Source organism: Sutcliffiella halmapala (assembly GCF_050107295.1).
GTDB classification, from domain to species: domain Bacteria; phylum Bacillota; class Bacilli; order Bacillales; family Bacillaceae_I; genus Sutcliffiella_A; species Sutcliffiella_A halmapala_A.
Genome location: NZ_JBNIKR010000005.1, coordinates 32,954 through 47,622, shown reverse-complemented (window position 1 = coordinate 47,622; position 14,669 = coordinate 32,954). Strand labels below are relative to the sequence as shown.

Sequence of the window (14,669 nt, the reverse complement as noted above, 5' to 3'; positions counted from 1 at the left end):
ATCATGATGTATTACTTATCGTTTAACGCCACTACTCCAGGAAGCTCTTTGCCTTCCATGAACTCTAATGAAGCGCCCCCACCAGTTGAGATATGGCTCATCTTGTCTGCAAGGTTGAACTTTTCAACTGCAGCCGCTGAGTCTCCTCCACCGATGACAGAGTATGTATCCTTTGCTTCTGCCAAGGCTTCTGCTACTGCTTTTGTTCCACCGGCAAATGCATCCAGTTCAAATACTCCCATTGGTCCATTCCAGATAACAAGCTTGGACTTACTGATGACATCCGCGTAGATTTCACGGGATTTAGGTCCGGCATCCAGGCCTTCCCAGTCACTTGGAATTTCTTCAATAGGAACCACTTTTGTGTTTGCATCGTTAGAGAAATCGTCTGCTACCACTACATCCACAGGAACATAGAAGTTTACGCCCTTTTCTTTTGCTGTTTCCATGAACGATTTAGCCAAATCAATTTTATCTTCTTCCAACAGGGACTTTCCAACGTCAAAGCCCTTTGCCTTGATGAATGTATAGGCCAGTCCACCACCGATGATGATGTTATCCACTTTGTTCAGCAGGTTTTCTATTACACCGATTTTATCTTTAACTTTCGCTCCGCCAATAATCGCCGTAAATGGTCGATCTGGATTCGAAAGTGCTTTGCCTAGTACTTCTAATTCTTTTTCCATTAAGAGGCCTGCCACTGCCGGTAAATGCTGAGCAATTCCTTCTGTAGAAGCATGTGCACGGTGAGCTGCGCCGAAAGCATCGTTTACGTAAACATCAGCAAGTGCAGCAAACTCTTTTGCAAGTTCTGGATCGTTTTTCTCTTCACCAGGATAGAAACGAACGTTTTCAAGTAAAAGAACGTCTCCTTCGCTCATTTCGCTTACCATGCTCTTGACTGAATCACCGTAAGCTTCATCCGCCTTTTTCACATCTTTGCCAAGAAGCTCCTGTAGACGGGCTGCTACCGCGTTTAAGCGAAGCTCTTCCACTACTTGCCCTTTTGGACGGCCCAGGTGGCTCGCAAGCAACACTTTCGCTCCTCCGTCAACCAAGTGCTTGATGGTCGGCAATGCTGCGCGGATACGAGTTTCGTCCGTTACTTGTCCGTCCTTCATCGGTACGTTAAAGTCCACGCGGCAAAATACGCGTTTGCCTTTTACGTCGATGTCACGAATACTTTTCTTGTTCATCTTCAAACGGCCTCCCTTAAAAGGAATTTGTAGTTTTTCAAAAACATGAAAAGAGGGAGGGGGTGTGTTCCCCAATCCCCCTCTACTTCACATTTCTTATTATAGAATGCTTTCGCGGTTTATACCAAATAATATCTTAATTTAAAATTAAAGTCCTTTAGAAGCGATGTACTTCGCAAGGTCAACTACACGGTGAGAGTATCCGCTCTCGTTGTCGTACCAAGAGATAACTTTTACCATGCTGCCTTCCATTACCATTGTAGATAATGCGTCGATTGTGGAAGAATCAGGGTTACCGTTGTAGTCACCAGATACTAGTGGCTCTTCGGAGTAGCCAAGGATTCCTTTTAATTCGCCTTCAGCCGCTGCTTTGAACGCTGCGTTCACTTCTTCTGCAGTTACGTCCTTGTCAAGCTCAGCAACAAGGTCAACAAGGGAAACGTTTGGAGTTGGAACACGCATAGCTCCACCGTTCAATTTACCTTTTAGTTCAGGTAATACTAGGGATACCGCTTTTGCAGCTCCTGTAGAAGTTGGGATGATGTTCTCAGCTGCTGCACGCGCACGACGGTAGTCTTTGTGTGGCAAGTCTAAGATCTGTTGGTCATTTGTGTAAGAGTGAACAGTTGTCATCATTCCACGCTTGATACCGAATTTGTCGTTCAATACTTTCGCGAATGGCGCCAAGCAGTTAGTTGTACAAGATGCGTTTGAAATAACGTTGTGGTTAGCTGCATCGTACTTGTCTTCGTTAACACCCATTACGATTGTGATATCCTCATCAGATGCAGGAGCAGAGATGATTACTTTCTTCGCGCCAGCTTCCAAGTGTTTCGCAGCGTCAGCACGCTTTGTGAAGAATCCAGTTGATTCAACAACGATGTCTACTCCAAGCTCGCCCCAAGACAATTTCGCTGGGTCACGCTCAGCTGTTACTTTGATTGTTACGCCGTCAACAACAAGGTTGTCGCCGTCCACTTTCACGTCAGCAGCCAATTTGCCGTGAATGCTGTCATATTTTAAAAGGTGAGCAAGCATGTTAGCGTCTGTTAAATCGTTAACTGCTACTACTTCTACCTCAGAGTTCTTTAATGCTGCGCGGAATACGTTACGTCCAATACGTCCAAATCCGTTAATACCAATCTTTACTGCCATGTTAATTTCCTCCTTAGTATGCTAAGAAATTTTTATTATTAAGGGTTGTTACTCCCTAATTAACTCTTTTGCCGCTCCTTCATCCGTTATGAGGATGGTATGGGGAGCTTTTTTTAAATATGCACGGATCGCCTTTGCTTTCGATGCGCCACCCGCTACTGCAATCACACATTCTATCTTTTCCAAATCTGCCAACTGCATTCCTACGGTTTGAACTTTATGCACTACTTCTCCGGCTTCGTTAAAATAGTAGCCAAAAGCTTCTGCGACTGCATGTGCCTGTTCGATTTTCTGCATATTTTCCGGTGCTGTTTTACGGCGCTCTGCCATTGTTTTAGCGTCTCCAATTCCATGAATAACCATACTAGAATTTTTGATCAGCGAAATCACTTCTTTTATCGATGGTTCCTCTATCATGGACTGGTACGATTCGTGACTGAGCGAATCCGGAATATGGAGCAATCGGTAGTTGCCCATCGCCTTTTCTGCCATCGTCGCACAGATCGTATTTGCCTGGTTCTGCACCTTTTCGCCAAGCCCGCCACGTGCCGGGACAAACAGCAATTCACGGTTTTTCGCGTCCGGCTTCATCATTTCTGCGACGGAGGAAATGGTTGTTCCGCCAGCCACTGCAATGATATTTTCGTCATGGAATCTTTTACGCATCGTATTCACACATGCACGACCCATTTCTTTTTTAACCCAAGGGGATTGGTCACTGTCTCCCGGAACGACGACTACCTTTGAAATCCCTAACTTTTCTTCTATTCCCGCTTCAAGCACCTTTAAACCGGAAACCTCTTTCATGATCTCCTCCAGGCTTTTTAAAAGAACGGTACCTTCTTGTGTCAGTGTCATGCCGGCAACACTTACATGAATCAGGTTTTGTGCTTTAAGGAAGTCGACTTCACTTCGCAGCACACGCTCACTCAAGCCCAGACTACCTGACAGGCTTCTTCTTCCAATCGGCTGCATCAACCTTATGTAACGTAGTATTTCGTATCGTTTCTGCATAATGGATAGAAGATCAGGCAACAATTTCTTTTGTACTTCAATAATCTGCTTCATTATAGCTTCCCCTTCAAGGTGCAAATTTTACCTCGTTGGACATTATATGTCCCGCTATGACATATTGTGTCCCAGTAGCGGTAAAAAAAATCACCCTTGCTACAAGTTGATTGTAACAAAGGTGAAACCCTTATGCAACTAGGGTCTATCGGTTTTTTTCAAGTAAACGCTTTCTTATTTCTTCTTTGTTTATGATACCGTAACCAAGCATTTCTCCATCACATTCCACCACCGGAATCATAATCTGATATTTTTCCAGCAAGGCATCATCCTGATAGATATCCACTTCTTCTATTATAAAGTCCAGCTCGCTTTGCAGCTCCTGAAGCCGGGCTTTTGCCTTCTCGCATAGCGGACAGTCCACTTTTGTATAAAATTTCAGGTTCACTTTTCTTACACCCTTCTCAATCGTAGCGTTTTCTCATCGAGGAACTCGGGATGTTCAGCAAATCCCGGTATTTCGCGACCGTCCTTCTTGAGATAGCTATATGATACTGCTTTTGGAGCAGGTTTGTCAGCTGTTGATCGGACAAAGGCTTCTGCTTATCCTCCGCCTTTACCAGTTCCTCCACAAGCTGCTGCACCTGCTTGGTTGATTTCTCTTCATCAAATTGGCCCGTCAGGCTCTGGCTAAAAAAGTATTTCAGTTCAAACAGTCCGTATGGCGTCTGCACGTATTTCTCCTTTGTCGCCCGGCTCACCGTCGACTCATGTACGTTCAGGCGCTCCGATATATCTTTTAGTGTCAGGGGCTTCAAGAAGGATGGCCCGTTCAGGAAAAAGGACAGCTGTGCCGACACGATCTCTTCCATCACTTTTACAAGCGTGTGCTTGCGATGTTCGATGCTCTTGACGATCCATTGGCATTGCTGGAGCTTCTCCTGAAGATAAGCATCCACTTCAGCTTGGGACGATAGGCTTGTTTTATATTTCTCGTTGATCGCAATCTGCGGCACAATTTCTTCATTCAACGAAACGATGAACTGATGATGTAGCTGTTGTACAATCAAGTCAGGAATGATATATCTTGGTTTTTCCGTTGTTTCATATAGATTCCCCGGACGAGGATGCAGCTTAACGATCTCATCATGGACCCCCTGAATCTCCTTTAAACTGATTTCATGCTTCTTCGCCAAGGTCTTCCACGCTTTTTCAGCAAAAAGGGTGAAGTCTTCTTCCAGGATTCTTTGTGCAAGATGGTTTCGTTTTGGTAGCCTTCTCAGTTGAATCAGCAGACATTCCTTTAAATCCCTTGCACCGATCCCTGCAGGCTCTAAGCTTTGAATGCTTTTAATGGCCTGTTCAACCTGTGATGTTGGTACCTTCAGCTGCTCTGCGATCGCATCGGCTTCTTCCTGCAAGTATCCGTTCGCGTCTATATAGTCAATCATGCGTTTTATGATTCGTAGTTCGTTTGCTGGCAAACAGCTATCCAGGAGCTGGTGCTCTATATGGTGATGAAGGGTTTCTCCGTGCCTGCTGAAGTTCTCGATCGAAAAGGCCTGTTTTGCCCCTGTTTTGTTGCGCTGTCTCAGGCGCTGAACGCGTGAAGCGGCAAACTCCCGTGGAGCCTCCAAATCCTTCAGCTCTAAAAGGGGGTTTTCCAGAGATTGCTCTTGCAGAAAATCAAGAAGCTCATGCGAAGAATACTGCAGCAACGTAATGGCCTGCTTCAACTCCTGCGTCATCGCAAGCTTAAGCGTCTGTTCTTGATACAAACCTACAGATTGCTTCATTTCCATTCTCCCTTCTGTCCTTACCTTCATTTTGTCAGTCTTCAGGTGCAACCGTCCGTTGCCCCACTAGGGTTTCAGTGTTTCAGTCAGAAAACGGACGCTGGCACCTCATTTGTAAGCGCATTCTTATTGTACATGAGAACAGACCCAAATTGTATCGAAAAATGTTGGAAGACCTGCATCCCCCTATAACTATACGCCCACTTCAAGGCGGCAATGCAGAGAAGCGGGAAATAACATCTTATTGTAATAAAAGAAGAGGGGCTTAATAGAAAGGGGCCTGACCCCCAGCGCTTTAAAGCGCTGGGGGTCAGGCCCCAGTTGTTATGTAAACAAATAGAAAACCCAGTGTGCCGACACTGGGTTGAAAGTTAAATGTTTTTCACGGCGCTTGTCCGCTACATGTAATATCGTAACATAGGTTTTTGCAAGATCCCAGCTGTAAGTTTTTCCAGCCGTATGTAAGAATGGCGCGCTCGGAGGGATTCGAACCCCCGCATGACGCGGTACCGGAAACCACCGCTCTATCCCCTGAGCTACGAGCGCATGAAACTTTTATGTTCTAACGATATTATAGGCTATATATATCAAAGTTTCAAGATAATATTCGTTATAGTCCTATATTAATATTTTCTCCTTAAATCCGACATCGATTTGGGATTACAATATAGAGATGTCCCTTTTAGAACATTTTCAAGTTTAATTCCCTCCCAGAATGGATATCATTATTACATGGAGAAAAATAGGGGTTTTTGCGATGGTTTTTATTTGACCATTATTGACCTTATATGTATGATAAAAGTACATAAAGTTTATGAAATGCCTGCTAATTGGTTTAGGTTCCCTTATGATATCTGTAACACTTTTTCTGTTGCGGAATCTAATACATATGAACCTAGCAAAACTAAATTATTACCTAATTTAAAGGAGGAAAAGTGAGATGAACTTAATTCCTACAGTTATTGAACAAACAAGCCGTGGAGAGCGTGCATATGACATCTACTCCCGTCTTTTAAAAGACCGCATTATCCTGCTTGGAAGTGCAATTGACGACAACGTGGCAAACTCCATCGTTGCTCAGCTTCTATTCCTGGCAGCGGAAGATCCAGAAAAGGATATCTCGCTTTACATCAATAGCCCAGGTGGATCCATTACTGCCGGTATGGCAATCTACGACACAATGAACTTCATCAAGCCGAACGTCAGCACGATGTGTGTAGGTATGGCTGCTTCCATGGGAGCATTCCTACTTTCTGCAGGTGCAAAAGGCAAACGCTTTGCGCTACCAAGCTCTGAAGTCATGATCCACCAACCACTTGGCGGTGCACAAGGCCAGGCAACAGAAATCGAGATCGCTGCAAAGCGCATCCTATTCCTACGCGAAAAGCTGAACACCATCCTTTCCGAAAACACAGGCCAGCCAATCGAAGTAATCTCACGCGACACAGACCGTGACAACTTCATGACAGCTGAAAGAGCGCTTGAGTACGGATTGATTGATAAGGTTATTAAAAATAACTAATAGTTAGTAGAAGAACCCTGGTCCGGATGGATCGGGGGTTTTTTACGTAAAAATAGCGTGTCCGAATGGCACTGTATACTGCAAACTACCACTTACTCCCGGAAATTTCATTTTTCGCCCGATTAATCGTACTTTGCGCCCGAATTTTAATTTTTACGCCCGAAAACCACTGCCATTCGCCCGAAAAGAAGCTATTTTCGCCCACTTCAACTTTTCTCCAGCGGCGGCATACTCGCACTAACTATGTTCTCCCAAAAAATCATTCACTTTCTCCGCATACCATTTTTTAAACAAACGTTTGTTTCACAACTCCTCAAAATCGCTCAACCACGCGCCGCAAAACTTGTCCAAACAAATTAACTTTTAAAAAAGGATTTTCAGTATAATAACGCAAAACGCACCAATCTGAGTAAAAACAAGCAATTCCCTCTACCAAAATACCATTTTTTAAACAAACGTTTGTTTCACAACTCCCCAAAATCGCTCAACCACGCGCTGCAAAACTTATCCAAACAAATTAACTTTTAAAAAAGGATTTTCACGATAACATTTCGATCTCTCACAGACAAAACAAAAAAGGACACCATCCACGGCATCCTTTTTCCTTAATTCTCTTGCTGTACGTATGTGGTTAATGCTGCAATTGCATCGTCTTCATCGTGGCCATCGGCGATCAGGGTGATGGTTGTTCCGGAACCGATTGCTAGGCTCATAAGGCCCATGATGCTTTTTGCGTTCACCTTTTTACCGTCTTTTTCTAGGAATACATCTGATGAGAAGCGGTTTGCTTCTTGTACGAAAAGGGCAGCTGGGCGTGCTTGTAAGCCTGTTTTCAAACGAACATCTACTTGTTTTTGTACCATTATTCTTCCTCCTCTATATCTATTTATATTTTTTAATTAATGAACCGTTTCTCCCGCACGTAATTTATCGGCGATCTCATCAATTTTGCGCAAGCGGTGATTGATACCGGATTTGCTTATGGTGCCACTGGACACCATTTCCCCAAGCTCCTTTAAGGTCACGTCCTGATAGTTGACACGGAGCTCTGCAATTTCCCTCAGTTTATCGGGCAGGATATGAAGCCCTACAGTGCGGTCGATGAAGCGGATGTTTTCGACCTGTCTGATGGCAGCTCCTATCGTTTTGTTAAGATTCGCGGTTTCACAGTTCACGAGACGGTTGACAGAGTTCCTCATGTCCCGCACGATGCGGATATCCTCGAACTTCAACAGTGCTTGATGGGCACCGATGATACTGAGGAATTCAGCGATTTTCTCCGCCTCTTTCAAGTATGTGATGAATCCTTTCTTGCGTTCCAGCGTTTTACTGTTTAAGTGAAACATATTCATCAGTTCGCATAAAGATTCGTTATGTTCATGGTAAAGTGAAAAAATCTCTAGATGATAGGAAGACGTTTCCGGATTATTCACGGATCCTCCTGCTAGAAACGCCCCTCGCAAGTACGAGCGCTTGCAGCATTTCTTGGCGATCAATTCCGGCGATATGTCACGGACAAAGGTGAAGCCGTCCTTCAGGATCTTCAGTTCATCCAGAATGTAGTGCGCCTGCTCGGCATAGCGAACAATGTATACATTATTCTTTTTCAACCTCATTTTCTTTCGTACAAGCAGCTCGACACGTACATCATATATTTTTTTTGTCAGCGTATAGATCCTTCTCGCTATTGCAGCATTTTCCGTTTGAATGTCCAATATCAATTTCCTGTTGGAAAAGGAAAGTGAACCATTCATTCGAATCAATGCGGCAAGCTCGGCTTTTACGCAGCAATTCTTGATTTCAATCGTTGTTAATTCTTTCTTTGTTTCAGAAGCGTAGGACACGATTAATCACCCCCCAGTGAATAAATGTTGGGGAAGCGATGAGCCGTTTAATAGGAAAAACCCCTCATCTCTAACCACCTAAGACGTGCACCCGTTTGCATTTCTTCTATTTTTCTTGCTGTATCATCGAGTATAAAAGCGCTGCCACTTTTTGAGTGTCATGTCTAATATATCCATCTTCGTAACGGATAATCTTATCATGGACAATCTTCAGGCCCATTCCGGACAATTTTGCGATGTCATAGACGACCGGAGTAGCATATTCCTTTTTATAGCGGAATTTTATCTCTTCCGGAATATCCTCGTCGTTTACAAGAATCGTATCCATAAACGGACACCCAAGATGGTCATACAAGGCTTTTACATGATCGCTTGCTGTGTAATCCAACGTTTCACCGGCTTGCGTCATCACATTGCAGATATATACTTTTTTAGCATCAGACTCACAAACCGCCTCACCAATTTTAGGTACCAGCAGGTTTGGCAGAATGCTAGTATACAGGCTCCCAGGCCCTACAATGATCAGATCCGCCTTCCTGATTTCCTCCACGGATTCCCCGAGAGGCTCCACGTTTTCAGGTGTCAGGAATACTCGCTTGATCTTTTTACCGGAGTATGGAATTTTGGATTCACCGGAAATCACGGTACCATCTTCCATTTCCGCATGTAGAATGACACTCTGGTTTGCTGCAGGGAGCACCTTGCCCCTTACATTCAAAACCTTACTCATTTCGCGGATTGCGTGAACGAAATCCCCGGTGATGGTGGTCATTGCCGCCAGCAGGAGATTGCCTAGTGAATGGCCGGATAGCCCGTTACCCGCTTGAAAGCGATGTTGGAAAAGATCCTCCACCAATGGTTCGACATCGGATAGGGCTGCGAGTACATTGCGGACATCACCCGGCGGCGGAATATGCAGCTCGTCTCGCAGTCTGCCTGAGCTTCCGCCATCGTCTGCCACTGTTACAATGGCGGTAATGTCCACATCATAGTGTTTCAATCCCCGGAGCAGGACAGGAAGACCTGTACCTCCTCCAAGAATGACGATTTTCGGAAGTTTGGAACGACTCATCAGCGTTTATCCTTTCGTCGTTCAATATCACGATGTGTTATCAGCGTATCATAATCATCCTTGAAATGCTTTGCAAAGTACTCTGCCAATGTCACGGAACGGTGCTGGCCGCCTGTGCAGCCAATCGCGATCACAATCTGGCTCTTTCCTTCACGCTTATAGTATGGAAGCATAAAGGTCAAGAGGTCTGTCAGCTTTTCAATGAACTTCTGTGTTTCCGACCATTTTAGCACATAAGAAGATACTTCTTCATCCAATCCGGTCATCGGTCTCATATGATCGATATAATGCGGGTTGGGCAGGAATCGTACATCAAAGACAAGGTCTGCATCAATCGGAATTCCGTACTTAAATCCAAAGGAAAGAACGTTCACCTTGAAAGTTTGTTTGGAGTGCGTTGCAAATTGTTTGAGGATTTTCTCTCTAAGTTCTCGCGGTTTTAAATTGGAAGTATCCAGAATCAGCTGAGCACGGCCTTTCAGCTCTTCTAACAACTCGCGTTCATGCTCGATTCCCTCAAGCGGCAATCCGGATTTCGCCAGCGGATGCGATCTTCTTGTTTCCTTATAGCGGCTGACAAGCACCGAATCCTTCGCATCCAGGAACAAGATCTGAGGCGTTACCCACGATAGCTCGGAAATATCGTCAAGCGCTTCGAACAAGCTATCGAAGAATTCGCGGCCCCGAAGATCCATGACAAGGGCTACCTTGTTCATCTTGTTTCCGGACTCCTCCATCAGCTCCAAAAATTTCGGCAATAACGTAGGGGGAAGATTGTCCACGCAGAAAAAGCCCAAATCCTCCAAGCTTTGAATAGCAACGGTTTTACCGGCTCCACTCATTCCAGTAATAATGACTAATTCCACATCACTGCTCGTACCTGTACTCATGTTTCTTCCTCTCCTTTATTGGTAACTTTTTTCGCAGACATTGTTGCTTTTAACGAATACAATGTATACACGTAAAATTACCTATCATCGTGCTCTTTTCGGTATATTAGATCATTTACTTATTAAATAATGCATAGTTTATTACTGTAAAAAATCCAAAAGCCTATTTTTTACGTCAAAAACAACAAATTATATGAAAAGAGCCTTATTAATTGGGATCGAGACGATAGGTTAACAGTTCGAAGTCCGGCGTGTACGTAAACGTACCGAAAATCATTCCTGATCCTTTTATCAAATAATCCAGAATATGAAAATCTCCCGGAGCCATCGGCAATTCCGCTATACTGTCGGCCTTATGCCATTCGATTTTGCCTTCCTCCGACTCCAACACGTTCTGGCCGTCATATTCAGTCGCCAGAAATGTGAACATCATCCATTCTGAAACAATTTCATTTCCTTCTTTTATCACAAAAGTAAAAACACCCTTAAGGGCAGGATTTTTTAAATATATGCCTGTTTCTTCGCGATATTCACGCACAACGGAATCCTTCACAGACTCCCCATGCTCCATCTTTCCGCCAGGTGCTACCCACCAGCCGCGTCTCGGCTTTTGCAGCAGAAGGACTTGATCATCACGCATTAATACACAATTTGTTACTCTTTGCATGATTCTTCACCTCAATTTTATTGGAAAAGCTCAGCAGGAACTTTCATTCTCCATACTGAAACAAGGCTTTTGTAAAATAATTCGATTTTCAGAACTAGCCAAGTGTATCATTTCTATTTTACTTTAAAAGAATAAAATAAGACACAGTAAAGTTCTACAAATTAGGGAACATTGAGCTTGCTGAAAATTGAAATCAAAAAAGGGATCGATTCCATATTTGTGAAAACGCTTTACTTTCATAAGTATAGCATACCAAAGGATACATGTAGAACAAGCCTGTGAGAATTTCTGACAATATGTAGGATGGATCAAAGTTAAGTAAAGAGGATGGTTGAAAAGAAGCAAAAAAAATTGGCACGGGAAAAAGGGAACCCGTGCCGTCCAACTATATTTATAAAAGGGGGTCAATTACTACTTATATAATAACCGATTATTGTTTCAAAGCTGTTACAGATTGGTTAAGGCCCAGTTACGATTTGATTAAGAGGATATTTCGACAAGTTTACCCATAATCCCCCACCTACCGACAACACCTTAAATTTTCTCTGTTTGCTGGGCCTTTAATTCTTCCAAAAGCTCTTCTACATAATGCTGTGCGCTTTGTGCAGCGATACTTCCATCCCCAGTTGCCGTTACGATTTGGCGTAAAGTCTTCTCGCGGATATCTCCAGCTGCAAAGATGCCAGGCACCTTCGTTTCCATACGCTCATTCGTTTCGATGTAGCCCATATCATTAGTGATACCAAGGTTCAAGAACGGTTTAGTCAGTGGAAGCATTCCAACATAGATGAACACTCCATCTGCTTTGAAATCCTGTTCGGAACCGTCTTTTGTGCTGACAAGCGTCACACTGCCCACTTTTCCGTTCAGTTCATTGATTTCCTTCACTGTATGGCTCCAGATGAAATCAATCTTCTCGTTATCAAATGCACGCTGTTGAAGGATCTTCTGTGCACGTAGCTCATCGCGGCGATGCACAATTGTCACTTTTGAAGCGAAACGGGTCAAGTATACGCCCTCTTCCACCGCAGAGTCTCCTCCACCTACAACAACAAGCTCTTTTCCTTTAAAGAAAGCTCCATCACACACCGCACAATAGGATACCCCGCGGCCGCCAAGCTCTTTTTCACCAGGAACGCCGATTTTCTTGTATTCCGCACCGCTGGAAATGATTACCGTGCGCGCTTTATAGGATTTGCCTCCTGCATTGACTGTTTTATATTCCTTGCCGTCAACAATCTCTTTAACGTCTCCGTATGCATATTCCGCACCGAATTTTTTCGCATGATCAAACATTTTTGTAGAAAGCTCAGGTCCAAGGATATGGTCAAATCCAGGATAGTTTTCCACTTCCTCCGTGTTCGCCATCTGCCCGCCCGGCATTCCGCGTTCAATCATCAATGTGCTCAGGTTTGCACGGGAAGTATACACTGCAGCTGTCATTCCAGCCGGTCCTGCTCCGATAATTACCACATCATAAATTTTCTCTTCTGTCATGTTGTCCCACTCCTTTTAATACTTTCAGTCGCTATTTTTATGAAAGGACCCTTGTTTTTCATCCTGTTTTTAAGAAGCCTGTTATCTGTTTTTCGGAATACTTCTAGTAAAAGTATTCCCAGTTACTATCCTATATAACAGACTAGTTGTACGTCCAACTTTTTGCTCATTCTCTTTCTGTTAATGTGTTTTTCGTTCCTGGACAAACATTATGATGCTTAATATAAGAAAACACAGGCCCGCAATAATCGGCCACACAACAAGAAACCAAGGAGTGTTTTGGACACCATTGCCGATTGGCCCCACTTTGGGTTGACTTTCATAATAGAGCCCATACAAAGGCAGACAAATCATAAACAATGATAATAACAATATCACGTACTTTCTCATGTTTACCTCTCCTAGCATTATCCTTTTACATTTATAGTAACATGATTTAATTCCAAAAAATCACAAAACAAAAAGCCAAGACATTTATATTGTCTCAGCTTTCCGTCAAGGTGTGGTGTCTATTAGGTCCTCTACCTTTTTTACATATTTTCTTAAGGTGCTGACAGAGACATTGTATTGCTCCGCCAATTCTTTTTGTTTGGCTGAATAGCCATTGTGTTTGCTCCAAACATAATCAAAGGCGCTTGCCCACGCGGGTGCATTCGTGAAACTGACCGCTTCTTTTTGCGCTCTGGTGAAAAGGACGAACCATTCCTTCACTGCCTGATCTGTAGAATGAAGCTTCAGTAGGGATGCTATCTCGTAGCCGTTTGCAATGCTAAGCGGAACATCCTTCTTCTTAAGGAGTGCTGCCATGGCAAAATCGCGTACACTGGAACTTGCATATGGCTGGTCGAGCACATTCTTTATGGTCGTTTTCTTGGAAAAGCTAAGCGTGAAAATCTTAAAAAGCTGCTCTGCCTCCTCCAATTCCAGATCCACATCATCCTTTTGCTTCCATGGTTCCGTACCCGCTTTTTCAGGGTTCATCTCCAACACTTTCGCCCATGCCTGTTCGGCAACTTGATAGCGCTCCGTATGGTAGGCAGCATTTGCCAACCAGAAAAAGAACGTGCCATCTCCCTGGAATCCGTTGCGCTGCAGGGATCGCAGCCACTTATAAGCAAGGTCATGACGGCCGATCAAACCGAATGTCGCACCAAGTTTATAGCGATGCTCCACCAGGATCGGAGTCACCTTTTCCAATCTTCCTGCAAGAACTTTCATTTCATCCAGGTTATTTTCATAATGGTAGAACACCAGCAGATTGCATAATGCATGAAGATTGCCCGGATTTTTGTCCAGAACATCCTCCAGCACATCACGTGCCTCTGTCAGATTGCCTTTATAAAAATAAGCGAGCGCCAAATTGTTATACGCCGACCAGAACTGCGGATACTCCTCGATAATCTCCTCCAAAAGCTCCAGCGCTTCATCAAGCTGGCCTTTTTCCAGAAGATTGCGAGCCTGCTCCTGCATCACAATGAGATGATCCTGCCCCATCACATAATCCTCAGGCTCATCAGTCTCAATGGAAAGCAGATCCATCAGGTCCTCCGTATCCTCGACAAACTCCCCATCCGGCTCCATCGTCAAATATTCCTCGGCATGCTTTCTGGACTCCTGGAACAATCCAAGATACGCATAATTGTTCGCCAAAAAATAATGGCAATCATGCATCTCCGGCTCCAAGTTCTCCACAATATCCATCAACAGCTCGTTCGAACGCTGATAATCACCAAGCTCCGTCAACACAATCGCCAGCTGGCACATGATCGACGCATCACTCGGCTTCAAATCCTCCGCACGCTGCAGCCATTTCCTCGCTTTATATAAATCCCGCTTCCGATAAGCACGAATTCCCTTTTGATAAAAATAATCCCCATTCTGCGCAAATGGGATCACCTTAGTAACACTCTTCTTCAAATTCGGTTTCTCTCCCATTATAGCCTCCAACAAAACATACTTTACCGTTCGTAGTATAACACAACTCCCCCCCTCACAACAGATGGCAAAATTATTCAACCAAAA

General features: G+C 44.0%; 14 protein-coding genes and 1 tRNA gene. 1 reads left to right on the top strand and 14 read right to left on the bottom strand.

Annotation, left to right across the window (positions count from 1 at the left end; all coding sequences use genetic code 11):
- Positions 1-11 precede the first annotated feature (11 nt).
- From ACQCT5_RS09550 to ACQCT5_RS09525, 6 genes are all read right to left on the bottom strand, one after another.
- Positions 12-1,196, bottom strand: a complete 1,185-nt coding sequence (locus ACQCT5_RS09550; protein ID WP_499641280.1) for a phosphoglycerate kinase — start codon at positions 1,194-1,196, stop codon at positions 12-14.
- A 147-nt stretch (positions 1,197-1,343) separates the two neighbouring features.
- Positions 1,344-2,351 carry a type I glyceraldehyde-3-phosphate dehydrogenase gene (gene gap, locus ACQCT5_RS09545; protein WP_417898950.1) on the bottom strand — a complete coding sequence of 336 codons (1,008 nt, stop codon included), beginning with the start codon at positions 2,349-2,351 and terminating at the stop codon, positions 1,344-1,346.
- Positions 2,352-2,399: 48 nt separating this feature from the next.
- The gene (locus ACQCT5_RS09540; RefSeq protein ID WP_386634646.1) at positions 2,400-3,419 is read right to left on the bottom strand and encodes a sugar-binding transcriptional regulator; all 1,020 of its coding nucleotides are present in this window, start codon (positions 3,417-3,419) and stop codon (positions 2,400-2,402) included.
- Positions 3,420-3,564: 145 nt separating this feature from the next.
- Complete coding sequence (locus ACQCT5_RS09535) at positions 3,565-3,807, bottom strand: glutaredoxin family protein (protein WP_499641278.1); 243 nt, start codon at positions 3,805-3,807, stop codon at positions 3,565-3,567.
- Positions 3,808-3,823: 16 nt separating this feature from the next.
- Positions 3,824-5,155 (bottom strand): RNA polymerase factor sigma-54, encoded by a 1,332-nt coding sequence (rpoN, locus tag ACQCT5_RS09530; RefSeq protein WP_499641276.1) that lies wholly within the window; start codon positions 5,153-5,155, stop codon positions 3,824-3,826.
- Positions 5,156-5,623: 468 nt separating this feature from the next.
- Positions 5,624-5,701 (bottom strand) — tRNA-Arg (locus ACQCT5_RS09525).
- Between the two features lie 394 nt (positions 5,702-6,095).
- On the opposite strand from ACQCT5_RS09525, the gene clpP reads away from it, so the two are divergent.
- Entirely contained in the window at positions 6,096-6,677 is a 582-nt protein-coding gene (clpP, locus tag ACQCT5_RS09520) for an ATP-dependent Clp endopeptidase proteolytic subunit ClpP (protein WP_204412509.1), read from the top strand.
- Positions 6,678-7,282: 605 nt separating this feature from the next.
- Here the strand turns inward: clpP and ACQCT5_RS09515 are convergent.
- The 8 genes from ACQCT5_RS09515 to ACQCT5_RS09480 all read right to left on the bottom strand — a co-directional run bounded on the left by ACQCT5_RS09515 (position 7,283) and on the right by ACQCT5_RS09480 (position 14,582).
- Positions 7,283-7,540, bottom strand: a complete 258-nt coding sequence (locus ACQCT5_RS09515; protein ID WP_386634656.1) for an HPr family phosphocarrier protein — start codon at positions 7,538-7,540, stop codon at positions 7,283-7,285.
- A gap of 36 nt (positions 7,541-7,576) precedes the next feature.
- Positions 7,577-8,521: a DNA-binding protein WhiA gene (gene whiA / locus ACQCT5_RS09510; RefSeq protein ID WP_499641274.1), complete on the bottom strand. Its 945-nt coding sequence runs from the start codon at positions 8,519-8,521 to the stop codon at positions 7,577-7,579.
- Between the two features lie 106 nt (positions 8,522-8,627).
- Positions 8,628-9,593: a gluconeogenesis factor YvcK family protein gene (locus tag ACQCT5_RS09505; protein WP_499641272.1), complete on the bottom strand. Its 966-nt coding sequence runs from the start codon at positions 9,591-9,593 to the stop codon at positions 8,628-8,630.
- Positions 9,593-10,483 carry an RNase adapter RapZ gene (rapZ, locus tag ACQCT5_RS09500; RefSeq protein WP_499641270.1) on the bottom strand — a complete coding sequence of 297 codons (891 nt, stop codon included), beginning with the start codon at positions 10,481-10,483 and terminating at the stop codon, positions 9,593-9,595. Before rapZ ends, ACQCT5_RS09505 begins: the two co-directional genes overlap by 1 nt.
- Positions 10,484-10,691: 208 nt before the next feature.
- A complete protein-coding gene (locus tag ACQCT5_RS09495) occupies positions 10,692-11,150 on the bottom strand; it encodes an 8-oxo-dGTP diphosphatase (RefSeq protein WP_499641268.1) in 459 nt (152 codons plus the stop codon).
- 534 nt (positions 11,151-11,684) lie between these two features.
- Positions 11,685-12,647 carry a thioredoxin-disulfide reductase gene (trxB, locus tag ACQCT5_RS09490; protein WP_499641266.1) on the bottom strand — a complete coding sequence of 321 codons (963 nt, stop codon included), beginning with the start codon at positions 12,645-12,647 and terminating at the stop codon, positions 11,685-11,687.
- A gap of 180 nt (positions 12,648-12,827) precedes the next feature.
- Positions 12,828-13,037 (bottom strand): hypothetical protein, encoded by a 210-nt coding sequence (locus ACQCT5_RS09485; RefSeq protein ID WP_499641263.1) that lies wholly within the window; start codon positions 13,035-13,037, stop codon positions 12,828-12,830.
- Positions 13,038-13,142: 105 nt separating this feature from the next.
- Positions 13,143-14,582 carry a tetratricopeptide repeat protein gene (locus tag ACQCT5_RS09480; RefSeq protein WP_499641261.1) on the bottom strand — a complete coding sequence of 480 codons (1,440 nt, stop codon included), beginning with the start codon at positions 14,580-14,582 and terminating at the stop codon, positions 13,143-13,145.
- Positions 14,583-14,669: the final 87 nt, after the last annotated feature.

What these genes read in the sequence shown, in the direction of transcription:
- ACQCT5_RS09515 (WP_386634656.1), bottom strand. Translation starts at nt 7,540, where the DNA reads ATGGTACAAAAACAAGTAGATGTTCGTTTGAAAACAGGCTTACAAGCA.
- rapZ (WP_499641270.1), bottom strand. Translation starts at nt 10,483, where the DNA reads ATGAGTACAGGTACGAGCAGTGATGTGGAATTAGTCATTATTACTGGA.
- trxB (WP_499641266.1), bottom strand. Translation starts at nt 12,647, where the DNA reads ATGACAGAAGAGAAAATTTATGATGTGGTAATTATCGGAGCAGGACCG.
- ACQCT5_RS09550 (WP_499641280.1), bottom strand. Translation starts at nt 1,196, where the DNA reads ATGAACAAGAAAAGTATTCGTGACATCGACGTAAAAGGCAAACGCGTA.
- ACQCT5_RS09505 (WP_499641272.1), bottom strand. Translation starts at nt 9,593, where the DNA reads ATGAGTCGTTCCAAACTTCCGAAAATCGTCATTCTTGGAGGAGGTACA.
- gap (WP_417898950.1), bottom strand. Translation starts at nt 2,351, where the DNA reads ATGGCAGTAAAGATTGGTATTAACGGATTTGGACGTATTGGACGTAAC.
- clpP (WP_204412509.1), top strand. Translation starts at nt 6,096, where the DNA reads ATGAACTTAATTCCTACAGTTATTGAACAAACAAGCCGTGGAGAGCGT.
- ACQCT5_RS09480 (WP_499641261.1), bottom strand. Translation starts at nt 14,582, where the DNA reads ATGGGAGAGAAACCGAATTTGAAGAAGAGTGTTACTAAGGTGATCCCA.
- rpoN (WP_499641276.1), bottom strand. Translation starts at nt 5,155, where the DNA reads ATGAAGCAATCTGTAGGTTTGTATCAAGAACAGACGCTTAAGCTTGCG.
- ACQCT5_RS09485 (WP_499641263.1), bottom strand. Translation starts at nt 13,037, where the DNA reads ATGAGAAAGTACGTGATATTGTTATTATCATTGTTTATGATTTGTCTG.
- ACQCT5_RS09540 (WP_386634646.1), bottom strand. Translation starts at nt 3,419, where the DNA reads ATGAAGCAGATTATTGAAGTACAAAAGAAATTGTTGCCTGATCTTCTA.
- ACQCT5_RS09495 (WP_499641268.1), bottom strand. Translation starts at nt 11,150, where the DNA reads ATGCAAAGAGTAACAAATTGTGTATTAATGCGTGATGATCAAGTCCTT.